Genomic DNA, 22,278 nt, shown 5'->3' with positions numbered 1-22,278 from the left:
AATCCACCCCGAAGGGCTTCATCGTTCGACTTGCATGTGTTAAGCACGCCGCCAGCGTTCGTCCTGAGCCAGGATCAAACTCTCCGTGAATGCTTCCCCGTAATCGGGGCGAACACCACGAGAGCGGAACCTCCCGAGGAATAATCGGAAGGTTCACAGCGTCCTCGCTGTGTTATTTCAAAGGAACCTCGCCCCAGCAGACGCTGGAGACGGGGTATCAACATATCTGGCGTTGACTTTTGGCACGCTGTTGAGTTCTCAAGGAACGGACGCTTCCTTTGTACTCACCGGAGAGACTCACTCTCTCGGCTTTCCTCCGGGCGCTTCCCTTCGGTGTTTCCGACTCTATCAGATCTTTCCGATCCGATTTCCTCGGCGCCTTTCCAGGTTCCCGCTCTCGCGTTTCCCTTTCCGGCGGTCCCGACTTTATCAGAAGTTCTGACTCGGGATTTCCGCCCTGCCGGGGATGGTTCCCGGGCGCTCGGTTGCGTCGGGTCCCCCGCTGGCGGAGCCGTAAACGTACTGGAGCGGGGCGCCTCGATGCAAATCGAGGCGCCCCGCTCCAGGTTCGCCCTCACACGGACTTGAGTGAGCGTCAGACCTCGACGACCACCGGGAGGATCATCGGCCTGCGCCGATACGTGTCGGAGACCCACTTCCCGAGGGTGCGCCGCACCAGCTGCTGCAGCTGGTGGGGCTCGACGACCCCGTCCTGTGCCGACCGTTCGAGCGCTTCCGTGATCTTCGGGAGGACGTCACCGAAGGCCGAGTCCTCGATGCCCGAACCGCGGGCCTGGACATGGGGGCCACCGGTGATCTTGCCCGTGGACGAGTCCATGACCACGAAGACCGAGATGATGCCCTCGTCTCCGAGGATCTTGCGGTCCTTCAGCGCCGGCTCGCCGATGTCTCCGACCGACAGGCCGTCGACGTAGACGTAACCGGCCTGGACCTTGCCGGAGATCTTGGCCTTGCCCTCGACGAGGTCGACGGCGACGCCGTCCTCGGCGATGACGATGCGGTCGTGCGGGACACCCGTGAGTGCGCCCAGTTCGGCGTTGGCCCGCAGATGGCGCCACTCGCCGTGGACCGGCATCAGGTTCTTCGGACGGCAGATGTTGTAGAAGTACAGCAGCTCGCCCGCGGACGCGTGGCCGGAGACGTGCACCTTGGCGTTGCCCTTGTGGACGACGTTCGCGCCCCAGCGGGTCAGGCCGTTGATCACGCGGTAGACCGCGTTCTCGTTGCCGGGGATCAGCGAGGACGCGAGGATCACCGTGTCGCCCTGGACGATGCGGATCTGGTGATCGCGGTTCGCCATGCGTGACAGGGCGGCCATCGGCTCGCCCTGGGAGCCCGTGCAGACCAGGACGACCTCGTGGTCCGGCAGGTCGTCCAGCGTCTTGACGTCCACGACCAGGCCCGGGGGGACCCTGAGGTAACCCAGGTCCCTGGCGATGCCCATGTTGCGGACCATGGAGCGGCCGACGAAGGCGACCCGGCGGCCGTACTCGTGGGCCGCGTCCAGGATCTGCTGGATGCGGTGGACGTGGCTGGCGAAGCTCGCCACGATGATCCGCTTGCGGGCGCCCGCGAAGACCTGGCGCAGCACGTTGGAGATGTCGCGCTCGTGCGGCGTGAAGCCGGGGACCTCGGCGTTCGTGGAGTCGGCGAGGAGGAGGTCGATGCCTTCCTCGCTCAGCCGGGCGAACGCGTGGAGATCCGTCAGCCGGTTGTCCAGCGGCAGCTGGTCCATCTTGAAGTCGCCCGTGTGGACCACCATGCCGGCGGGGGTGCGGATGGCGACCGCGAGGGCGTCCGGGATGGAGTGGTTGACCGCGATGAACTCGCAGTCGAAGGGGCCGACGCGCTCGCGCTGCCCCTCCGCGACTTCCAGCGTGTACGGGCGGATGCGGTGCTCCTGGAGCTTCGCCTCGATCAGGGCGAGGGTCAGCTTGGAGCCGATCAGCGGGATGTCGGGCTTCTCCCGCAGCAGGTACGGGACACCGCCGATGTGGTCCTCGTGGCCGTGGGTGAGGACGATGCCTTCCACGTCGTCGAGGCGGTCGCGGATGGACGAGAAGTCCGGCAGGATCAGATCGATTCCGGGCTGCTCCTCTTCGGGGAAGAGCACTCCGCAGTCGACGATCAGCAGACGGCCTCCGTACTCGAAGACGGTCATGTTCCGGCCGATCTCCCCGAGGCCACCGAGGGGGGTGACCCGGAGGCCGCCCTCGGGGAGCTTCGGCGGCGGGCCGAGTTCAGGATGCGGATGACTCAAAAGACTCTCCTCACCACACACGCCACGTACCGGTAGGGCACGTGGCGCGCATGACGTTCGTGCAAAAGCAGTTGTCGATGTGGGGTGCAGGCACGTGTGTCCTGCCTATTCAGTTGTGAAGTCCTTGTCAGAGCTGTACCCCGCCGGCGGCAAGATCGATCTTGAGCTGGGCGGTCTCCTCGGGGGACAGCTCGACCATGGGCGGGCGCAGCGGCCCGGCGGGCAGTCCCTGGAGGGCGAGGGCGGCCTTGGTGGTCATCACGCCCTGGGTGCGGAACATGCCGGTGAAGACCGGGAGCAGCTTCTGGTGGATCTCCAGGGCCTTCTGTACGTCACCGCCGGCGTAGGCCTCGGCCATGGTGCGCAGCTCGGGCGTGACGACATGGCCGACGACGGAGACGAAACCGACCGCGCCCACGGAGAGCAGGGGCAGGTTGAGCATGTCGTCGCCGGAGTACCAGGCGAGGCCGGACCGGGCGATGGCCCAGCTGGCGCGGCCGAGGTCTCCCTTGGCGTCCTTGTTGGCGACGATGCGCGGGTGCTCGGCGAGCCGGACGATGGTCTCGGTGTTGATCGGGACGCCGCTGCGGCCGGGGATGTCGTAGAGCATGACCGGCAGGTCGGTGGCGTCGGCGATGGCCTTGAAGTGCCGGTAGAGGCCGTCCTGAGGGGGCTTGTTGTAGTACGGCGTGACGGTCAGCAGACCGTGCGCGCCGGCCTTCTGTGCCGCGCGCGCCAGTTCGATGCTGTGGTGGGTGTCGTTCGTGCCGACGCCGGCCACGATGTGGGCACGGTCGCCGACCGCCTCCAGAACGGCTCGTACGAGGTCCGTTTTCTCCGCGTCGCTGGTGGTGGGCGACTCGCCGGTGGTGCCGTTGATGATCAGGCCGTCGTTGCCTGCGTCCACCAGGTGGGTGGCGAGCCGCTGAGCGCCGTCTAGGTCAAGTGCGCCGTCCGCCGTGAAGGGCGTGACCATGGCGGTGAGGATCCGCCCGAAGGGGATCTGCGGAGTGGAGGTCGGAGCCATGGATAACACGCTACTCGCTGCGTCGGTCGTGGTCTGCCCTAGGGGGTCGGTAAAAGTCCTGACAAAGGTGGAGCCCGGTACTGCCTGCTCGGGGGTTCAAGCAGTACCGGGTCCGTTTGATCAGGCTAGATGAACTTCGCGAAATGCCGCAATACGGACACTTCGCTCGGCTGACCCGTACATCTGTACCCGGCCCTTCTGTCCCCGACCGGCACGCGGGTGTGCCTCACGGCGCGACGCGGCCGTTCGCGTTGAACGCGGCGTACGTGAGCGGCATGAGTTTGGCCCACTCCGCCTCCATCTTCTCGCCGACCATCTCGATCTCCCGCTGCGGGAAGGAGGGCACCTTCGCCAGCTCGTGCTGGGTGCGCAGGCCGAGGAAGTGCATCAGCGAGCGCGCGTTGCAGGTGGCGTACATCGAGGAGAAGAGGCCCACCGGGAGGACCGAGCGGGCGACCTCGCGGGCGACGCCGGCGGCGAGCATCTCCTGGTACGCCTCGTACGACTGCCGGTAGGAGTCCTCCATGACGCGGCCGACCAGCTCCTGCTGGGCCGGCGTCCCCTCGACGAACCGGTACTTGCCCGGGCGACCCTCCTGAACGAGCTTGCGGGCCTCGTCCGGGACGTAGAAGACCGGCTGGAGTTCCCGGTAGCGACCCGACTCCTCGTTGTAGGACCAGCCCACCCGGTGCCGCATGAACTCGCGGAAGACGAAGATCGGGGCGCTGATGAAGAAGGTCATCGAGTTGTGCTCGAAGGGGCTGCCGTGTCGGTCCCGCATCAGGTAGTTGATCAGGCCCCGGGAGCGCTCCGGGTCCTTCTTCAGCTCGTCCAGGGACTGCTCGCCGGCGGTGGAGACGCGGGCGGCCCACAGCACGTCGGAGTCGGACGCGCTGTGCTTGACCAGCTCGACGGTGACGTCGCTGCGGAAGCTGGGCTTGAGGTCGTCGGCGGGGGTGTCGGTCACGGTGTGGAAGGTCCTTCCCATCACAAGCTCGGGCGGCGCCCACTTTACGGCCCGGCGCTGACAACGGGGCGTTCGGTGCCGGTCCGCGACATTCGCCGGCGAAGCCCGTCGAAGTTCTGCGAAATCGGTGATTCAGGGCACCTTTTCGGGCACCCGCTCGTCTGTGTCGGTGACGGCGATTCGTTCGCGTCACCCGGTCTTCAGACAGCTGATCCATCGGACCCTACGAGCCTCAAGAGGAGAAGAACTCCCCATGTCCCGTCGGCGCGAACCCGTACCGTTCGCCTTCCTCGCCGAAGCCGGCTCCTTCCGCAGCAATGTCACTCCCCCGCCCCACCGGCGTGCCTCCGCCGCTGAGATGGCCGGGCGCTGGCTGCTGGGGCTGACCATCGTCGCCGGGCTGGTGGGCTCCCTGGTCATCGGCATGCCCGCCATGTCGCACCAGGCGCCGGCGGCGACGCAGCAGTCCGTGGCCTCGAACGGCCGCTGACGCTCCCCGTCACCCGCAGAGGCGGACGGGCCACCCCGTCGGCCCGCGAGGGTGGTGAGCGGGGACACGGCTCGATAGCCTCACCGGTCACAGCCCCGTGCACCGAGTGAGGATCAGCCGTGCCCCTGCCCTTCCTGACGGCCGACCGTGCTTCCGACCAGGCGGCGGAGGACCTGCCGCTGCCGTACGACGACCGGGACCGCCGGCGCCGCCCCTACCGGCCCGGCCCGTGGCGGGTGGGCACGGCCGCGCTCCTGCTGCTGTTGGCGTCGTACGTCCTCTTCGCGGCGGTCGTCATCGCCTTCACCGGCACTCCCTCGGGCGCGGGCACGGTGTTCGGCGTGGCGCTTGCCGTCATCGCCGGGGCCCTGCGGCTGTTGCGGATGGGCGTCTGGGTGAACGCGCGCGGGCTGCGCCGAGTGGGTTTCCTCCACACGCGTACGGTGCGGTGGGAGCAGATCGTCTCGCTACGCACGGTGCAGCAGCCGGTGCGCTGGCTTGGGCTGCCGCGCACGGTGCAGGGTCAGGCGCTGGTGCTCGTACGGCAGGGCGGCGGGCCCGCCGCAGAGACCCTGCTGACCAGCCACAACGCCGACTTCCTGGCCCGCCCCGAGGCCTTCGACCGGGCGGCGGACACGGTGGAGGCGTGGGCGGCGGAGTTCGGGCGCGGCTGACCGTCCCCGGGCTCTGAACGGATAAGGGCCGCCCCGCGGACTGCGGGGCGGCCCTTTCGGTCGTCTGCGGGCCTGTGTGGGCCCCTGGGGCAAGAGGGACAGCCGACGGTGCTCAGGGCGCGACCGTGCGGCCATCGTGGAGGGCGATGGCCCGTTGCATCGCCTTGCGGGCGCGGGGCGTGTCGCGGGCGTCGTGGTAGGCGATCGCCAGGCGGAACCACGTGCGCCAGTCGTCCGGGGCCGCCTCGGCCTCCGCCTTGCGTTTGGCGAAGACCTCGTCGGCCGAGTCGCGGTCGATGCGGCCGCTCGGGGTGCGTCGCAGCTCGTCGACGGGCAGGCCGCCCTCCGCCTCGAGCTCGACGGCGAGCCGGTTCGCCTTGCGGACGAACCGGGTGTTCTGCCACAGGAACCACACCCCGATGACCGGCAGGATCAGCACCGCGATACCGAACGGGACGGTGACGGGAGTGCCGTTCTCGATCAGGAGCACGCCGCGGCTGCCGACCAGGACGAAGTAGAAGACCAGGACGGCGGCCGTGACTGCATAGGTGATCTTCGCGCGCATCGCTGCTGCTTCTCGCTACTTCAGGTCGAGGAAGTGCTCCAGGCCGAAGGTGAGGCCCGGAGTGGTCACGACGCGGCGGGCGCCGAGCAGGATGCCCGGCATGAAGCTGCTGTGGTGCAGCGAGTCGTGCCGGATGGTCAGGGTCTCGCCCTCCCCGCCGAGCAGCACCTCCTGGTGGGCGAGCAGGCCGCGCAGACGTACGGCGTGCACCGGGACGCCGTCGACGTTCGCGCCGCGGGCGCCGTCCAGCGCCGTCACCGTGGCGTCGGGCTGCGGGGCGCTGCCCGCCCTCTCGCGGGCGGCGGCGATGAGCTGGGCGGTGCGCGTGGCGGTTCCGCTGGGGGCGTCCACCTTGTTCGGGTGGTGCAGCTCGACGACCTCGACGGACTCGAAGTAGGGGGCGGCGGCCTCGGCGAACTTCATGGTCAGCACGGCCCCGATGGAGAAGTTCGGGGCGATGAGGACGCCGGTCTGCGGGGACTCGGCCAGCCAGCCCTTCAGCTGCGCGAGGCGCTCGTCGGTCCAGCCGGTCGTGCCGACCACGGCGTGGATGCCGTGCCGTACGCAGAACTCCAGGTTGCCCATGACGGAGGCCGGAGTGGTCAGCTCCACCGCCACCTGGGCCCCCGTCTCGACGAGGGTCTCCAGCTGGTCGCCCCGGCCGAGGGCGGCCACCAGCTCCATGTCGTCGGCGGCGTCGACGGCCCGTACCGCCTCCGCGCCGATCCGGCCCTTGGCGCCGAGGACCGCCACGCGCAGCTTGCTCATCTCTCTTGCTTCCTTACCGGAGTGGTTGACGACCGCAGTGACCGCGGGCGGTTACGCGACCGCGTCGTGCAGTCGGGACGCCTGCTTGTCCTTGAGCGGGCCGATGACCGACAGCGAGGGCCGCTGTCCCAGGATGTCGCGCGCCACCGAGCGGACGTCGTCCGGGGTGACCGCCGCGATCCGGGTCAGCATGTCGTCGACCGACATCTGGTCGCCCCAGCACAGCTCGCTCTTGCCGATACGGTTCATCAGCGCGCCCGTGTCCTCCAGGCCGAGGACGGTGGACCCGCGGAGCTGGCCGATGGCGCGGGCGATCTCGTCGTCCGACAGGCCGTTCTGCGCGACGTGGTCCAGCTCGTCGCGGCAGATCTTGAGCACGTCGTGCACCTGGCTCGGCCTGCAGCCCGCGTACACGCCGAACAGGCCGCAGTCGGCGAAGCCGGACGTGTACGAGTACACGCTGTAGGCCAGGCCCCGCTTCTCCCGGACCTCCTGGAACAGGCGGGACGACATGCCTCCGCCGAGGGCGGTGTTCAGCACGCCGAGGGCCCAGCGGCGGTCGTCGGTGCGGGCCAGGCCCGGCATGCCGAGGACGACGTGCGCCTGCTCGGTCTTGCGGGCCAGCAGTTCGACGCGCCCGGCGGTGCGGATGGCACGGCTACCGGCGCGCGGGCCGATGGGCGTGCCGTCCGTCCGCGTGAGGGCGCCCGCCTTCTCGAAGGCGGCCCGCACCTGGCGTACGACCTTCTGGTGGTCGACGTTGCCGGCGCAGGCGACCACCAGGTGCGTGGGGTCGTAGTGCTTCCTGTAGAAGCGGCGGATGCGGTCGGCGGTCAGCGCGTTGACGGTGTCGACCGTGCCGAGGACCGGGCGGCCGAGCGCGTTGTCGCCGAACATCGTGTACGCGAAGAGGTCGTGCACGCAGTCGCCCGGGTCGTCCTCCGTCATCGCGATCTCCTCGAGGATCGCGCCGCGCTCGACGTCGACGTCCTCCTCCCGGATGAGCGAGCCGGTGAGCATGTCGCAGACGACGTCGATGGCGAGCGGCAGGTCGGTGTCGAGCACGCGCGCGTAGTAGCACGTGTACTCCTTCGCCGTGAACGCGTTCATCTCGCCGCCGACCGCGTCGATGGCGGAGGAGATGTCCAGGGCGGACCTGCGGGACGTGCCCTTGAAGAGCAGGTGCTCCAGGTAGTGCGTGGCGCCGTTCAGCGCGGGCGTCTCGTCGCGTGAGCCGACGTGCGCCCAGATGCCGAAGGTGGCGGAGCGGACGGAGGGCAGCGTCTCGGTGACGACGCGCAGACCGCCCGGAAGGGTGGTTTTGCGGACGGTGCCGATGCCGCCCGCGCCTTTGATCAGGGTTTGGGTACGGGCGACGGCCCGCGCCTCCGAAGAGGTGCGGGCCGTCGCCTTGAAGCCACGGGACGTCACTTGTCGGTGTCGTCCTTCGCCTCGTCGGCCTCGTCGCCCTCGCCCTCGATCACCGGAATGAGGGAGAGCTTGCCGCGGGAGTCGATCTCGGCGATCTCGACCTGGACCTTCTGGCCCACGCCGAGGACGTCCTCGACGTTCTCCACGCGCTTGCCGCCGGCGAGCTTGCGGATCTGCGAGATGTGCAGCAGACCGTCCTTGCCCGGCAGCAGCGAGACGAACGCACCGAAGGTGGTGGTCTTCACGACCGTGCCCAGGTAGCGCTCGCCGACCTCCGGCATGGTCGGGTTGGCGATGCCGTTGATCGTGGCACGGGCGGCCTCGGCGGACGGGCCGTCGGCGGCACCGATGTAGATCGTGCCGTCGTCCTCGATCGTGATCTCGGCGCCGGTGTCCTCCTGGATCTGGTTGATCATCTTGCCCTTGGGGCCGATGACCTCACCGATCTTGTCGACCGGGATCTTGACGGTGATGATCCGCGGGGCGTGCGGGGACATCTCGTCGGGCCGGTCGATGGCCTCCATCATCACGTCGAGGATGTGCAGGCGGGCGTCACGGGCCTGCTTCAGGGCCGCGGCCAGCACGGAGGCCGGGATGCCGTCCAGCTTGGTGTCGAGCTGGAGGGCGGTCACGAACTCCTTCGTACCGGCGACCTTGAAGTCCATGTCGCCGAAGGCGTCCTCGGCGCCGAGGATGTCGGTCAGCGTCACGTAGTGCGTCTCGCCGTCGATCTCCTGGGAGATCAGACCCATGGCGATACCGGCGACCGGGGCCTTCAGCGGCACACCGGCGTTCAGCAGCGACATGGTGGAGGCGCAGACCGAACCCATGGACGTCGAACCGTTGGAGCCGAGGGCCTCGGACACCTGGCGGATCGCGTACGGGAACTCCTCGCGCGTGGGCAGCACCGGCACGAGCGCACGCTCGGCGAGAGCGCCGTGGCCGATCTCGCGGCGCTTCGGGGAGCCGACGCGACCGGTCTCACCGGTGGAGTACGGCGGGAAGTTGTAGTTGTGCATGTAGCGCTTGCGGGTCACCGGGGAGAGGGTGTCCAGCTGCTGCTCCATGCGGAGCATGTTGAGGGTGGTGACGCCCAGGATCTGGGTCTCGCCACGCTCGAACAGCGCGGAGCCGTGCACCCGCGGGATGGCCTCGACCTCGGCGGCCAGGGTGCGGATGTCGGTGACACCGCGGCCGTCGATGCGCTTCTTCTCCTTGATCACGCGCTCGCGGACCAGCTGCTTGGTGAGCGAGCGGTACGCGGCGGAGATCTCCTTCTCGCGGCCCTCGAACTCCGGCAGGAGCTTCTCGGCGGCGAGCTGCTTGACGCGGTCCAGCTCCGACTCGCGCTCCTGCTTGCCGGCGATGGTGAGCGCCTGGGCGAGCTCGGGGCGGACGGCGGCGGTCAGCGCCTCCAGGACGTCGTCCTCGTAGTCGAGGAAGATCGGGAACTCGGCGGTCGGCTTGGCGGCCTTCGCGGCGAGGTCCGACTGGGCCTTGCACAGCACCTTGATGAAGGGCTTCGCGGCCTCCAGACCGGCGGCGACGACCTCCTCGGTGGGCGCCTCGGCGCCGCCCTCGATCAGCTTGATCGTCTTCTCGGTGGCCTCGGCCTCGACCATCATGATCGCGACGTCGCCGTCCTCCAGGGCACGACCCGCGACGACCATGTCGAAGACGGCGTCCTCGAGCTCGCTGTGCGTCGGGAAGGCGACCCACTGGCCGTTGATCAGCGCGACGCGGACGCCGCCGATCGGGCCGGAGAAGGGCAGACCGGCCAGCTGCGTGGACGCGGACGCGGCGTTGATCGCCACGACGTCGTACAGGTGGTCGGGGTTGAGCGCCATGATCGTGGCGACGACCTGGATCTCGTTGCGCAGGCCCTTCTTGAAGGACGGGCGCAGCGGGCGGTCGATGAGTCGGCAGGTGAGGATCGCGTCCTCGGAGGGGCGGCCCTCACGGCGGAAGAAGGAACCGGGGATCTTCCCGGCCGCGTACATCCGCTCCTCGACGTCGACCGTCAGCGGGAAGAAGTCGAGCTGGTCCTTGGGGGTCTTGGACGCGGTGGTGGCCGAAAGGACCATCGTGTCGTCGTCCAGGTAGGCGACGGCGGAGCCGGCGGCCTGCCTGGCCAGGCGGCCCGTCTCGAAGCGGATGGTGCGGGTGCCGAAGGAGCCGTTGTCGATGACGGCCTCGGCGTAGTGGGTCTCGTTCTCCACTAGCGTTTTCTCCTCGTCTTCGTCCCCGGCTGCCCGTGTGGCAGGGGGACGGTGGCGGAGAAGCGCTCCGTCTGGTGCGGGCCGGTCTTCGATCGAAGCACCCGGGGTTCTCTTCCCCGGGGGCCACTACCGAGGACCGGCGGCGGCGAGGTGCGCTCCTCCTCGTTCGGTGTGTGCGGTGCCGCCTGGTGCTTCCAGGTACCCCTCACACGGTGTCGTACGTCCTGTGTTGTGTTACCACACTACAAAGCGGTGGTGACAGTCCGCACGTACAGCAAAGGGAGCGGCCCCCTTCGTATGGGAACCGCTCCCTTCAGGCGTCTTACTTGGCGCCCGCCGCACCGCGGCGGATGCCCAGGCGGTCGACCAGCGCACGGAAGCGCTGGATGTCCTTCTTCGCCAGGTACTGCAGCAGGCGACGGCGCTGACCGACCAGGATCAGCAGACCACGACGGGAGTGGTGGTCGTGCTTGTGGGTCTTGAGGTGCTCGGTCAGGTCGGAGATCCGACGGGACAGCAGAGCGACCTGGACCTCGGGGGAGCCGGTGTCACCCTCCTTGGTACCGAATTCGGCGATGATCTGCTTCTTCGTAGCGGCGTCGAGCGACACGCGTACTCCTCGTAGTCTTCTTCAGCTGCCACCGAGTGCCCCTGGTCTTCATCTCAGGGGAACTTCCACGACTCGGGAGGCGGGGATCCGCTGGGCGCGTCCTCCAGGGGAAACCGGAGGCGCGTACACATACGGCCGTCACACAGCGTACCAGCCGGGCAGCGGTGTCCCGGCCCGGGTCCGGCAGAGGTGGGGCGGGCGTCGGACCGTCGGCGTCGGTCACGTGGTCAGCCGCTCCAGGACCGGCCGCCGGGCCCCCCGGACCCGCGGGGTCACAACAGCCGGAAGCCGAAGCCCGTGGCGACGAGGCCGACGGCGACGATCATCGGTCCGATGACGTAGTTGCCCCACTTCCTGGGGCCTTCAACGCGCCACAGGGCAATGGTCACGGCGACACCGGCCATGACGACCAGACACCCGGCGACCCCGAGAACTGCCAGGAAGAAGCCGCTCCAGGTAGCCGGGTGGTCCGGGTTCGGGGTCCAGGTCGCCGCAAGTCCCACTTCGTCGGCAGCTCTCACTCGTCCTTGGCCAGGTCCTGGATGTCCGACTCGATGCCGGAGCCTGCAGCGTAGACGCCCGTGTTCAAGGTGGTGCCCACGGTGTTCTTGAACGCGTTGTCGGCGAGCCTGCCCCGGTCGCTGAGGTTTTCGCCACCGAGGCTTCCATGCTGCTCCAGGGCATGGTTGACGCCGTGGTTCTGGGCGTTGCCGAAGGCACCGGTCGCGGCGTTGGTGAGAGCGTCCTGGCCCATCGTCGACGGGTCCTGGTCGTTGGCGACATCGGCCGTGAGACCACCCGCGACGTTGCCCGCTGCGCCGTTGACCGTGGTGCCGAGCAGGCCGTCACCCCTCAGTACATCGCCCGCCACCCCGGTCAGCCCCGCGGTGTCCGCCAGTGCCGCCCCGCCTCCGGTGAACACAGCCGTCCCACCGGCGGCCCAGGCCCCGGCGGCGAGGTCGTCTCCCACGGTCACGGGCTGACCGTGAACGGCCTGGTTGGCCATCATGCTGCCCGAGTCCGCCACGAAGTTCGTGACGAAGCTCTCGGCGCCCTTGGTGAGGACCTTCGCACTGAACTGAGCCACCTTGGACAGGATCCGGGCCAGCGCGGCAGCGCCCTCCTCGGTGAGCGCGCCGAATCGCTCCATGAGGGCGGCCACCTTTTCGGCGGCCGAGGTGAAGAGCTTCACCAGGTCGACGATCCTGGCGACCCGCGCGGCCACGGCCGTGTTCGCGACGAGGTCGGACAGGAAACCGGTGAAGAAGGACAGCGCCGCGCCGGCCACCTCCATCTCGGCGATCTCGACGCAGATGTCGATGATCTCCTCGTTGATCCTGTCGATCTCGTCGGCGTACGCCCGCAGCCCGTCGGCCACCTGGTGGAAGTTGTGCGCGACGTCCTTGATGACGCGCTCCTGCTCCCCCCAGTGCTTCTCGAAGGCGTCGCGGGCCTCACCGTGCCAGCCCTGCTTGTCGACGCCCTCGACAGCGACGTCGAGGGCGTGCACGACCTCTGTCAGCTCGGTGCCCATGGTGTCCCAGGCACGGGCGATCGAACGGAGTGTGGCGCCGTCACCACCAGGAAGCTCCACCCCGCACGCCTGGAGGATCTCCAGGACCTTGCCGTCGATCCAGCCGTTGATGCTCACGCCGGGCCGCCTGCCGGCCGGGTCGCGGCGTGGAGGTGGCGGATGGCCGCCTGGTCGGAGTCCCTGTAGTTGGCGGCGTTGATGCGCAGCCGGTCGCCGTCGCTGCCGAGCACCCCGGGCAGGTGCCCGAGCGCCTTGAGGGTGCTGGTCAGCAGCTTCTGATATTTCTCCGCCGCGCCGTCGCAGGCGCCCAGCAGGCCGAACGCCGCCCCGACCTCGGACGCGCTCGCCGCAAAGTTCTCGATCGGCGCGGCCAGCCCTCTCGCTTCCCGGTCGAACTTGCCCGCAAGGTCTGTCAGCGTGTCGGGATCGACACCGAACTGACTCATCCCGCTCCCTCGTCGTCGCCTACGTGATCACGACGGTACCCAGGAGAGTGATCCACGAGAGGCGACGTTTACCGGCTCAGGAGGCGACGCTGTCGGATCCTTTGCCCAGCGCCGACCTGGGCGACGGCCACGACCGGCTGTCGCCCGTGCATGCACCGCTGCACGGGGGCGGCGAATACCGCCTCTGCCACCTCGGCCGGGCCGAGAGCCGGCGCGACGGCGGAGAGCCCTCGCGCCGCCGAGTGGTCGTCACACCCCGCCGCGCACCTTGCTGTAGACGTCGAGGACGGCCAGGCAGACAGGGACCAGGGAGAGCAGCACCAGGGAGTCCGCGAGGTCCAGCATGCGGCCCCAGAAGGGGGAGAGTCCCTTCTGCGGCACGATCAGGGCGATCGCGATCAGCAGCAGCACCCCGGCCGCGACGGAGGCGCCGAGCCACAGGGTCCTGATGTCGACGGGGCCGGAGTTGCCCTTGAGCAGTTCGAGGACGATCCCGGCCGGGGGCGAGATCGCGAGGCCGAGCACCAGCAGACCCAGGGTGACGACACCGGCCACGAACAGGCACGTCACCTGGGCGGTGTACCGGAAGAGGCGCGCCCGCATCATCGCGGCGAGACCGGTGCAGAGGGCGAGCAGCTGGGCCCAGCCGCTGTCGCTGAAGCCGAGCACCGCGCCACCCGCGCCGATGATGACGGCCGCGCAGCCGCCGACCAGTCCGAGCAGCAGTTCGTGGCCGCGGCTGGTCTGGGCGACGATGCGCTGGACGTCGACCGCCTCGAGGTCGCCGTCCCGGCCCTCGCGACGGGCCCTGGCCAGGTCCTCCGGGTTGCGGAAACCGATCGGCAGCTTGGCGAAGCGGGCAGACCATCCGGGCAGGAAGCCGACCACCGCGAGTGCGACGACCGAGGTGCCTGCGGCGATCTCGCGCGGCTCCGCCTCGGTGAGCACACCGCAGAACACGGCGAGCGTGCCGATCGCGGCGGCCAGCGCGGCGGCCACGAACGGGGCGTCTCCCTGCGGCAGCAGCATGATCAGCACGACCGAGAAGACCAGTACGGCCACGCAGCCGACGAGGAACTGGATCCTGCCGGGGCCGTGACCCGCGTCCTGGGGGATGACGCCGGAGCCCGCGATGAGCGCGTGCGGAAGCGCCGAGACGCCGAGCGCGACGGCGCTGCCGCGGTCGTCGTACACCCGGGCCCGCACACCCGCGAGCACGGTCAGGGCCAGTGCGACCACGCCGGCGAGGATTCCCTGAAGGCCGTGCATGTCGTGCCGGATCGGGTCCGCGAACCAGAACACGAAGCCGAGCATGATCAGCAGCAGCGATCCGGCGACGAGACCGGCCACCCGCATCAGGTTGTCGTTCCAGCTGCGGATGTCCTGTTTGACCGCGGCGGCGATCGCGTCCACCACGTCGTCGTGGACGGCCGGCGGCAGCGAATCGGCGAAGGTCCGCAGCAGCAGCACCTCGCCGTCCCTGACCCGGTGCTCGAGCAACGAGCGGCTCGCGTCGAGGACTTGGCCCTCGCGGCGTACCAGGTGGTAGCCGACGGGACTGGTGTCCGGTTGGACCAGACCCGAGAGCCTGACGATCTCGGGAAAGAGGTCCTGGATCGGCAGGTCCTCCGGCAGCGCGACATCGATACGGCTGTCCGGCGCTGCGATGGTGATTCGGCAGAAACCCGTCGAAGTCCCCGTGCTCACCTGGTTGTTCCCCCTGTTGGACAAGGCTCTCTCACGCCGCTCCTACGGCACGGAGCGCCACCATATCCGTTGCGCCGGGGGGCGCAGGGCCCGCCCACCCCTTTTCTCCCAGGACCCCCTCGGCATCTCCATCCTCCTGGCTCCCTTGCGCACTTGGCTCATCAGTAGGATCGACGCCTGCGCGAACGACGCCTGCGCGAACAAGAACATGTCGCGGTACACGGGGGCGTCGGTGCCAAGACGTATCAATCGCGAAGGATGAGTGCATCGGTGAGCGTCGTCATCATCAAACGACCGCCGCGGACCGCGCCCCCGGTCGTCCCGGACGGCGAGGTCAGGCTCGAGACGCCGCCCGAGATCCCCCGAGAGGGCGAAGAGAGCATGCTGATGACCCTGCTGCCCATGATGGGCATGCTGGGTTCCGTCGGCTTCTTCTTCATGCCGGGCCTCCCCTCCTATATGAGGGTGGTCGGCGGGCTGATGCTGGCCTCGACCCTGGCCATGGCGATCGCCCAGTTCGCCAAGTCCCGGCAGGGCGGCGGCGGTGCCGGAATGGCCCAGGACCGGCGTGACTACTTCCGCTATCTCGAGCAGGTCCGCAAAGACGTCCACAAGACCGCCGACCTGCAGCGGCGCAGTCAGTTCTTCCAGCATCCCGACCCGGAGCAGCTGTGGGCGGTGGCGGCCGACGGCAAGCGCCTGTGGGAGCGGCGCCCGACCGACGCGGACTTCGCATCCGTACGGATCGGTCTCGGCACCCAGCAGCTGAACACCCCGCTCGTGGCCCCGGAGACCGCGCCCAAGGAGGAGCTGGAGCCGCTGACCGCGGCGGCCATGAAGGCCTTCCTCGACGCGCACGGCAGTCTGTCCGACCTGCCCGTGTCCGTCTCGCTGCGCGCCTTCTACCACGTGACGCTGTGCGGGGACACCGACACGGTGTACGGCAACGCCCGCGCGGCCCTGGCCCAGCTGGCGACGCTGCACTCGCCGGAGGACCTGATGGTCGCCGTGGTGGCGCACCCCTCCGCGGCGGCGGACTGGGACTGGATCAAGTGGCTGCCGCACAGCCAGCACCCGAAGGCCAAGGACGGTGCGGGCTCGGCCCGGCTGCTCTTCGACGACCTCGGGGAACTGGAGGAGGCGCTGGCGGACCAGCTGGACGACAGGCCCCGCTGGAACCCGGACGCGAACCCCGTCTACGACCAGCCCCACCTGATCGTGGTCCTCGACGGCGGCACCGTGCCGCCGGACTCCGAACTCGCCAGCAGCGAAGGGCTCCAGGGCGTCACCTTCCTCGAAATCGCTCCGGGTGAGCTGGAGGAGGATTTGCGCGCGGGTCTGACGGTCTATGTGAAGCCGGGCAGGATGCGGCTGTTCGTCGGCCACGAGTCCGCGTACTCCGGCAAGCCCGACGTGCTGAACGACGCGCAGGCCGAGTCGCTGGCCCGGCAGCTCGCCCCCTTCCGGGTCGGCTCGGCGGAGGAGGGCGAACCCCTCCTGTCCAACCTGGACTTCACCGACCTGATGGGCATCGGCGACGCGGGGTCCGTCGACGTCTCGCGCACCTGGCGTCCGCGCACGCTGCACGAGCGGCTGCGGGTGCCGATCGGTGTCGGCGAGAACGGCGAGCCGGTCATGCTCGACCTCAAGGAAGCCTCGCAGGAGGGCATGGGCCCGCACGGCCTGTGCGTCGGCGCGACCGGCTCCGGCAAGTCGGAACTGCTGCGCACGCTGGTGCTCGGTCTGGCGGTGACACACTCCTCGGAGACGCTGAACTTCATCCTCGCGGACTTCAAGGGCGGTGCGACCTTCGCGGGTATGGCGGACATGCCGCACACCGCGGCCGTCATCACCAACCTCGCGGACGACCTCACGCTCGTCGACCGTATGCGCGACGCCATCACAGGTGAGATGCAGCGCCGCCAGGAGCTGCTGCGCACGGCGGGCAACTTCGCCAATCTGCACGACTACGAGAAAGCCAGGGCGGCGGGTGCCGCTCTCGAGCCGATGGCCTCACTGGTGATCGTGCTCGACGAGTTCTCCGAGCTCCTCACCGCGAAGCCGGACTTCATCGACATGTTCATCCAGATCGGCCGTATCGGCCGTTCGCTGGGTGTGCACCTGTTGCTCGCCTCGCAGCGCCTGGAGGAGGGCAAGCTGCGGGGTCTGGACACCTATCTGTCGTACCGGATCGGTCTGCGCACCTTCTCCGCCGCCGAGTCCCGTACGGCGATCGGTGTCCCGGACGCCTACCACCTGCCGTCGATCCCCGGCTCCGGCTATCTGCGGTACGACACCGACACCATGGTCCGCTTCAAGGCCGCGTACGTGTCGGGGCCCTACCACGGCGAGGGCCCGTCCCGGGTCAACCGCTCCACCCAGCTGCGGCCCGCGCTGTTCACGGCGGGGCAGGTGGCGCTTCCCCCTCAGCCGGTGGTCGAGGAACCGGACGCAGACGAGAGGGTGGACGACGCGCTCGCCGACACCGTCCTGGACGTCATCGTGAGCAGGATGGTCAACCAGGGACCGCCGGCCCACCAGGTGTGGCTGCCCCCGCTCGACGAGGCTCCTTCGCTGGAACAGCTCCTCCCCCAGCTCGCCGTCACTCCGGAGCGCGGCCTGACCGCGCCCGAGTACACGGCGCTCGGCCGGCTCAACGTGCCGGTCGGGCTGGTGGACAAGCCGTTCGAGCAGCGCCGCGACGTGCTGTACCGGGACTTCTCGGGCGGTGCGGGCCACGGTCTGTTCGTCGGCGGCCCGCAGTCCGGCAAGTCGACTCTGCTGCGCACGCTCATCTCGTCGTTCGCCCTCACCCACACGCCCACCGAGGTGCAGTTCTACTGCCTGGACTTCGGTGGTGGCGGTCTCATCGCGATGGAGGAGCTGGCACATGTCGGCGGGGTCGCCAACCGGCTCGACGCCGAGAAGGTGCGCCGCACGGTCAGCGAGGTCGAGGGCATCCTGAACGCGCGCGAGGAGTACTTCCGCGCGAACAACATCGACTCGATCCAGACGTACCGGCAGCGCAGGGCCGCGGGTCTGCTGCCCGACCAGCCCTGGGGAGACGTCTTCCTCGTCATCGACGGCTGGGCGTCCTTCAAGACGGACTACGAGCTGCTCGAGGCGACCGTCACGGACATCGCGACGCGCGGTCTCGGCTTCGGTGTGCACGTGATACTGACGGCGAGCCGCTACACCGAGGTGCGGCCCGCGCTCAAGGACATGCTGCAGAACCGCATCGAGCTGCGGCTCGGTGACCCGACCGAGTCGGAGATCGACCGCAAGGTCGCGCAGAACGTCCCCGCCACCATGCCGGGCCGCGGTCTGAGCCTGGACAAGCTGCACTTCATGACGGCGCTGCCGCGGGTCGACGGCTCCTCGGCGACGGAGGACCTGTCGGAGGCGACGCAGATCCTCGTCCGGGGCGTCAACGACAACTGGCAGGGCAGCCACGCGCCGGCGGTGCGGCTGCTGCCGACCATGCTGTCGGCGGACCGGCTGCCCAAGGGGTTCGAGCACCCGGACCGCGGTGTCGCGATCGGCATCGACGAGTCGTCGCTCGCGCCGGTCTTCGTCGACTTCGAGACGGACCCGCACTTCATCGTGTTCGGTGAGAGCGAGTCCGGTAAGTCTGCGGTGCTGCGGCTGCTCATCAAGCAGATCACCGAGCGCTACACGCCGGACCAGGCGAAGATCGTCATGGGTGACTACCGGCGCGCCCACCTGGAGGGTGTGCCCGACTCCCACCTGTCGCGGTATTGCGCGTCGGCGCCTGCCCTGTCGGAGACGCTGGAGGGCCTGGCGGGCTCGATGAGCCGTCGTATGCCGGGCCCGGACGTCACGCCCGAGCAGCTGCGCAACCGCAGCTGGTACAGCAGCCCGGACGCGTTCGTCATCATCGACGACTACGACCTGGTGGCGACGGGCATGAACCCGCTGTCCCCGCTCCTGGAGTACCTGCCCTTCGCCCGTGACATCGGTCTGCGCGTCATCATCGCGCGCGCCTCGGGCGGTGCGAGCCGGTCGCTGTACGAGCCGGTGATGCAGCGGATGCGCGAGCTCGGCGCCCAGGGCATCGTGCTGTCCGGCGACCGGACGGAGGGTGCGCTGCTCGGCAACATCACGCCGTCGCAGCTTCCGCCCGGACGCGGGTACTTCCACACCCGGCGGCGCGGTGGGCAGCTGATCCAGACGGGGTGGCTGCCGGCTCGGTTCTGAGGGTCGGCCGCGGCAGCCGGAGGGGGGCGGTACCCATGCGGGTACCGCCCCCCTCTCTTGCGGGCGCATCACCCGCTAAGGTGGCGTTGCCAACGAAAACGCCAGCCACGGGGGGCAGTTGTGTCGTCGGACTACATGGACTCCGACCCGAAGGTCCTCAAGACCGAGGGCTTCAACATGTTCACGGTCGGCCAGAACTTCGCCAAGGCCGTGAAGAGCCTGCAGGACGGGCTGACCAAGCTGGAGCAGGGTGACACCCCGCCGTGGGGTGACGACGACATCGGCGAGAAGTTCGGCGTCGCCTACGAGGGGCTGCGCGACGGCATGTACCAGTCGATGGGCAGCCTGGCGGAGCGGATCGCGGGGATGGGGATCGCCTTCACCAAGATGGGCGTGGCTCACGAGCAGAACGAGGCCAACGAGGTGGACATCTGGCGGAAGACGACCGCCGAGTACGACGGTCAGGTGGAGATGCCGACGGGGCCGCACCACCTGCGTCGCCGCCAGGAGGCATGAGGGACTCGTAGTCAGGAAGCACGCACCCGACCCCGCTCCTTGACCGGTGAACGTTGCCGCGGTCAGCGGGCCCGTGGGCCGCCGCTGTGCCGGCCCGGGCCCGGGCGGCGGTCCGATCCGGTCGGCGTACTCCCCGTGGCCGGTCGCCTTCGCCGCGAAGTGCAGCCAGGAGGCGAACTCGGCGGGCGCCACGTCGGCGCCGCCGAAAATGGCTTCGGACTGCAGGAAGACCTCGCGCCCCACGCTCTCCGTCTTACTCCCCGTGGCGAGGCACCCACCGCCGACAATCCCCTCAACCAGGAGCGAGGTGCCGGCCGACGCACGGGCCAGGGGGCTGTCCGCACCAGGGCCGCAGACTCAACCGCTCCCGGCCATCGGCGCCTAGGATCGACGTCGCAGGCGAAGGCGTCCGTGATGGCGGAGGACGGGGACCCATGACCGGTTCGACCGAGGGCTGCGCACCGCACCCCCACATAGGCGGCCGGACCACCGTACTGCGCGCGCTCGCCGCGTGGCGCGCGGCCGCCCCCGGAGCTCCACGCGTGGTGGCGCTCACCGGCAGCTCCGGCAGCGGCCGTTCGCGGCTGCTCACCGGGTTCCTGATGCTGTGCGAGCCGGTCTTCCGCAAGCGGCTGCCGCTCGACGAGATGGATGCGTCGACGGTGCCGCCGGAGCTGCCGGTCCCGGCGGTGCCGGCCCCCACCGGAAGGAGGAGGTCGTGGCCGCGTCGATCTCCGACTCGCCCTTCACCGCCGCCGACCTCTCCCCGGACGGAATCCTCCTCGTGGCCACCGAGCGCGGGGCGAAGGCCCTGCGCATCCACCCGACCGACGCGGCGCTAGCCTCGTAGCCACACCGCGTTCCCACCCGTAACCACACCCCGTCCTCACCCGTGGGACCAGCGATCTCGAAGGAGCCTCCCCTTGACCAGCCAGGAGCAGGCGGCGGTACAGGGCGCCAACGCGTCCGAGGGTGCCCGTCCGGTCACCGGCCCGGGCAACACCGCCGTCTTCACCTACGTCGACCCGGCGGGCGGCGAGGAGACCACCCTCTTCCGCAACTCGGCCCCGGGCCTGCCGCCCGCCGAGTACCAGTGCTGGGCCGAGCTGCGGCGGATGAACGTGCCCGTCGACAATGTCGTCGCCGTCCACACCGACCTGCGCCCCAGCCTGCTCCCGGGCGGCTACACGGCCGAACTCCTCAATTCCTTCCCGAACGCCCAACTCTCCTGCTCGCAGACCTACGGAGCCCGTCCCGAGGAGCGCGCGGAGGGCGTCGCGGCGCTGGTCGAGCAGGTCGAGATGCTGCACCGGGTCGCCGGCCAGGAGCCGCCGCCCCGCCCGCACCGTCTCCCGGTTCCCGCCCGGGTCGCGCCCGCGGAGCCTATGCGTGACGTGGCCCTCGGCCGCCATCTCGTGGAGATCTTCGGCCAGGAGGGCGTACGGCGCTACGACGCCGACGACGTCGCCGACAGCCCCCTGCCCGACGCCACCAGGTCGACGCTGACCTGGGCCGGGCTCCCCGCCGACCTACCCCTCTTCTTCACCGCGGACCGGCCCGACGCCGCTCCGGCCGGCGGCCTGTTCACCGACGTCGCCAGGAACCTGCGCGAGCGCCGCAGCCCTGCGGGCGAGGAGAAGATCGGCGCCCTGGCCCACCTGGCCCGGATCGGCTTCGACGGCGTCGCGGTCATCGCGGTGCAGTGCGTGCCCGGGACGACGGAGCCGGACGGCCTCGGCGCCCTGTGGGCCGTGGACCCGGTCACGGCCGAGGCTCGCTACGTGAACGTCTCGGCGGCCGCCTTCGCCCGTTCCCTGGCGCTGCTGGCCACCGTACGGCAGCGGATGCGGGGCGTTGACCCGGTCGCGGCGGGCGCGGAGGTGGCGGCACTGCAGGAGCAGCTGGTGGCCGTCGACGCGTCCGCACTGGCCAACGCCGACACCTGGTGGTCACTGATCGTCGAGCAGATGTGGCACGGGTTGTTCTGAGCGGCCTCCGGAGATCCTCACTGAGAGACCTGAGACAACTGAGAGAACGAGGAGAGCAACCGTGACATCGGACAGCCCGGCACCACCGACCACCGCCGAACAGGCCCTCGACATCGTCCGCAGCCGGTACGCACAGCCCAGGCTGCCGGACGGCACGCCCGCCCAGCTGCGCGTCGAGGAATTCGACGTCGGATACCTGGTGTACGCGGAGTTCCCGCCGGTCACCGACGCCGCCGGACGGCCCCAGCCCGCTCCTCCCGGCGGCAGCAAGATCGTCGTCTCCAAGGAGACCGGCGAGACCGTCACCGTCCCCAACTTCCCGAACCCCGCCGCCATCGATCTGTACCGCAGACAGCGCCAGTGATCGGCACGGGATCAGTACAGCGAGAACCCGCCGCTGTGCCGCCCCTGGCTCTTCCTCCTCGACTGCGAGCCCTCGTCGGCCGAGCCCCTCGGCTCGGCCTGCCCCGAGGACGGCTCACCGCTCGTCAGCGGCTCCCCGTGCCTGATCTGTTCGCGCTCCTCCTCGGAGAGCGACTCCCACTGGCCGCGCAAGGGCGCCAGGCCCCCGCCCAGGGCGCGCGCCACTGCGGGGTCGTCCAGGGCGTCGCGCAGGGCGAGCCGGCCGGAGAGCAACCGCTTCGCCGCGTCCTGCATGTCCTTGCCGACGTTGTCCCTCTCGGACAGCTTGCGCAGGGCGGAGTTCAGCGAACGTATCTGCTCCGGTTCGAGCGCCTCGTCCAGCACCCCGCGGTCCTGCGAAGAGCCATAGGGGGTCGGTGAGTTCTCGGGGGGCCTGGCCATGTCGCTTCTCCTCGCTGCCCTCGTTCCTCGGAC

The 22,278-nt window shown here is 69.6% G+C and carries 20 protein-coding genes and 1 rRNA gene; 7 read left to right on the top strand and 14 right to left on the bottom strand.

What is annotated here, in order from left to right; all coding sequences use genetic code 11:
* The 4 genes from ACZ7L1_RS20220 to thyX all read right to left on the bottom strand — a co-directional run.
* Positions 1-90 (bottom strand): 16S ribosomal RNA (locus ACZ7L1_RS20220); the annotation flags it as partial.
* 505 nt (positions 91-595) lie between these two features.
* Complete coding sequence (locus ACZ7L1_RS20215; protein WP_471438887.1) at positions 596-2,281, bottom strand: ribonuclease J; 1,686 nt, start codon at positions 2,279-2,281, stop codon at positions 596-598.
* Between the two features lie 127 nt (positions 2,282-2,408).
* Positions 2,409-3,308 carry a 4-hydroxy-tetrahydrodipicolinate synthase gene (dapA, locus tag ACZ7L1_RS20210; RefSeq protein WP_471438885.1) on the bottom strand — a complete coding sequence of 300 codons (900 nt, stop codon included), beginning with the start codon at positions 3,306-3,308 and terminating at the stop codon, positions 2,409-2,411.
* Between the two features lie 226 nt (positions 3,309-3,534).
* Entirely contained in the window at positions 3,535-4,275 is a 741-nt protein-coding gene (thyX, locus tag ACZ7L1_RS20205) for an FAD-dependent thymidylate synthase (protein WP_471438883.1), read from the bottom strand.
* 253 nt (positions 4,276-4,528) lie between these two features.
* Between thyX and ACZ7L1_RS20200 the strand changes: the two genes are divergently transcribed.
* Positions 4,529-4,765 (top strand): hypothetical protein, encoded by a 237-nt coding sequence (locus ACZ7L1_RS20200; RefSeq protein ID WP_471438882.1) that lies wholly within the window; start codon positions 4,529-4,531, stop codon positions 4,763-4,765.
* A 119-nt stretch (positions 4,766-4,884) separates the two neighbouring features.
* A complete protein-coding gene (locus ACZ7L1_RS20195) occupies positions 4,885-5,439 on the top strand; it encodes a PH domain-containing protein (protein WP_471438880.1) in 555 nt (184 codons plus the stop codon).
* A gap of 112 nt (positions 5,440-5,551) precedes the next feature.
* Here ACZ7L1_RS20195 and ACZ7L1_RS20190 read toward each other — a convergent pair whose 3' ends face one another.
* From ACZ7L1_RS20190 to eccD, 9 genes are all read right to left on the bottom strand, one after another.
* A complete protein-coding gene (locus tag ACZ7L1_RS20190) occupies positions 5,552-6,004 on the bottom strand; it encodes a hypothetical protein (protein ID WP_471438878.1) in 453 nt (150 codons plus the stop codon).
* Between the two features lie 15 nt (positions 6,005-6,019).
* Positions 6,020-6,772, bottom strand: a complete 753-nt coding sequence (gene dapB, locus ACZ7L1_RS20185) for a 4-hydroxy-tetrahydrodipicolinate reductase (RefSeq protein ID WP_471438876.1) — start codon at positions 6,770-6,772, stop codon at positions 6,020-6,022.
* Between the two features lie 51 nt (positions 6,773-6,823).
* Positions 6,824-8,203 (bottom strand): M16 family metallopeptidase, encoded by a 1,380-nt coding sequence (locus ACZ7L1_RS20180; protein ID WP_471438874.1) that lies wholly within the window; start codon positions 8,201-8,203, stop codon positions 6,824-6,826.
* On the bottom strand, positions 8,200-10,422 hold the full coding sequence (locus ACZ7L1_RS20175; protein ID WP_471438872.1) for a polyribonucleotide nucleotidyltransferase: 2,223 nt from the start codon (positions 10,420-10,422) through the stop codon (positions 8,200-8,202). The genes ACZ7L1_RS20180 and ACZ7L1_RS20175 overlap by 4 nt, the downstream gene beginning before the upstream one ends.
* Positions 10,423-10,744: 322 nt before the next feature.
* A complete protein-coding gene (gene rpsO / locus ACZ7L1_RS20170; protein WP_003997419.1) occupies positions 10,745-11,032 on the bottom strand; it encodes a 30S ribosomal protein S15 in 288 nt (95 codons plus the stop codon).
* A gap of 272 nt (positions 11,033-11,304) precedes the next feature.
* Positions 11,305-11,553, bottom strand: coding sequence for a hypothetical protein (locus ACZ7L1_RS20165; RefSeq protein ID WP_471438870.1), 249 nt, complete (start codon positions 11,551-11,553; stop codon positions 11,305-11,307).
* A complete protein-coding gene (locus ACZ7L1_RS20160) occupies positions 11,550-12,683 on the bottom strand; it encodes a WXG100-like domain-containing protein (RefSeq protein ID WP_471438868.1) in 1,134 nt (377 codons plus the stop codon). Before ACZ7L1_RS20160 ends, ACZ7L1_RS20165 begins: the two co-directional genes overlap by 4 nt.
* Positions 12,680-13,012 carry a WXG100 family type VII secretion target gene (locus ACZ7L1_RS20155; protein ID WP_471438866.1) on the bottom strand — a complete coding sequence of 111 codons (333 nt, stop codon included), beginning with the start codon at positions 13,010-13,012 and terminating at the stop codon, positions 12,680-12,682. Before ACZ7L1_RS20155 ends, ACZ7L1_RS20160 begins: the two co-directional genes overlap by 4 nt.
* Before the next feature lie 249 nt (positions 13,013-13,261).
* Positions 13,262-14,719, bottom strand: coding sequence for a type VII secretion integral membrane protein EccD (gene eccD, locus ACZ7L1_RS20150; RefSeq protein ID WP_471438864.1), 1,458 nt, complete (start codon positions 14,717-14,719; stop codon positions 13,262-13,264).
* A 270-nt stretch (positions 14,720-14,989) separates the two neighbouring features.
* On the opposite strand from eccD, the gene eccCa reads away from it, so the two are divergent.
* The 5 genes from eccCa (at position 14,990) to ACZ7L1_RS20125 (ending at position 21,805) form a co-directional block, all read left to right on the top strand.
* Positions 14,990-18,937 carry a type VII secretion protein EccCa gene (gene eccCa / locus ACZ7L1_RS20145; protein WP_471438862.1) on the top strand — a complete coding sequence of 1,316 codons (3,948 nt, stop codon included), beginning with the start codon at positions 14,990-14,992 and terminating at the stop codon, positions 18,935-18,937.
* Between the two features lie 135 nt (positions 18,938-19,072).
* Positions 19,073-19,453 carry a hypothetical protein gene (locus tag ACZ7L1_RS20140; protein WP_471438860.1) on the top strand — a complete coding sequence of 127 codons (381 nt, stop codon included), beginning with the start codon at positions 19,073-19,075 and terminating at the stop codon, positions 19,451-19,453.
* A gap of 718 nt (positions 19,454-20,171) precedes the next feature.
* Positions 20,172-20,303, top strand: a complete 132-nt coding sequence (locus ACZ7L1_RS20135; protein ID WP_471438858.1) for a hypothetical protein — start codon at positions 20,172-20,174, stop codon at positions 20,301-20,303.
* A gap of 73 nt (positions 20,304-20,376) precedes the next feature.
* A complete protein-coding gene (locus ACZ7L1_RS20130; protein WP_471438856.1) occupies positions 20,377-21,441 on the top strand; it encodes an SUKH-4 family immunity protein in 1,065 nt (354 codons plus the stop codon).
* A 61-nt stretch (positions 21,442-21,502) separates the two neighbouring features.
* Positions 21,503-21,805, top strand: coding sequence for a hypothetical protein (locus tag ACZ7L1_RS20125; RefSeq protein WP_471438854.1), 303 nt, complete (start codon positions 21,503-21,505; stop codon positions 21,803-21,805).
* An 11-nt stretch (positions 21,806-21,816) separates the two neighbouring features.
* On the opposite strand, the gene ACZ7L1_RS20120 is transcribed toward ACZ7L1_RS20125, so the two are convergent.
* Positions 21,817-22,245 carry a hypothetical protein gene (locus ACZ7L1_RS20120; protein ID WP_471438852.1) on the bottom strand — a complete coding sequence of 143 codons (429 nt, stop codon included), beginning with the start codon at positions 22,243-22,245 and terminating at the stop codon, positions 21,817-21,819.
* Positions 22,246-22,278 lie beyond the last annotated feature (33 nt).

The organism is Streptomyces sp. NPDC107546, from assembly GCF_055639175.1.
The sequence above is the reverse complement of the archived record's forward strand: the minus strand, read 5'-3'. Positions and strand labels throughout refer to the sequence as shown.

Coding starts and splice junctions, on each gene's coding strand:
- dapA (WP_471438885.1), bottom strand. CDS start 3,308: ATGGCTCCGACCTCCACTCCGCAGATCCCCTTCGGGCGGATCCTCACC.
- ACZ7L1_RS20200 (WP_471438882.1), top strand. CDS start 4,529: ATGTCCCGTCGGCGCGAACCCGTACCGTTCGCCTTCCTCGCCGAAGCC.
- ACZ7L1_RS20190 (WP_471438878.1), bottom strand. CDS start 6,004: ATGCGCGCGAAGATCACCTATGCAGTCACGGCCGCCGTCCTGGTCTTC.
- dapB (WP_471438876.1), bottom strand. CDS start 6,772: ATGAGCAAGCTGCGCGTGGCGGTCCTCGGCGCCAAGGGCCGGATCGGC.
- ACZ7L1_RS20155 (WP_471438866.1), bottom strand. CDS start 13,012: ATGAGTCAGTTCGGTGTCGATCCCGACACGCTGACAGACCTTGCGGGC.
- ACZ7L1_RS20140 (WP_471438860.1), top strand. CDS start 19,073: ATGGACTCCGACCCGAAGGTCCTCAAGACCGAGGGCTTCAACATGTTC.
- ACZ7L1_RS20120 (WP_471438852.1), bottom strand. CDS start 22,245: ATGGCCAGGCCCCCCGAGAACTCACCGACCCCCTATGGCTCTTCGCAG.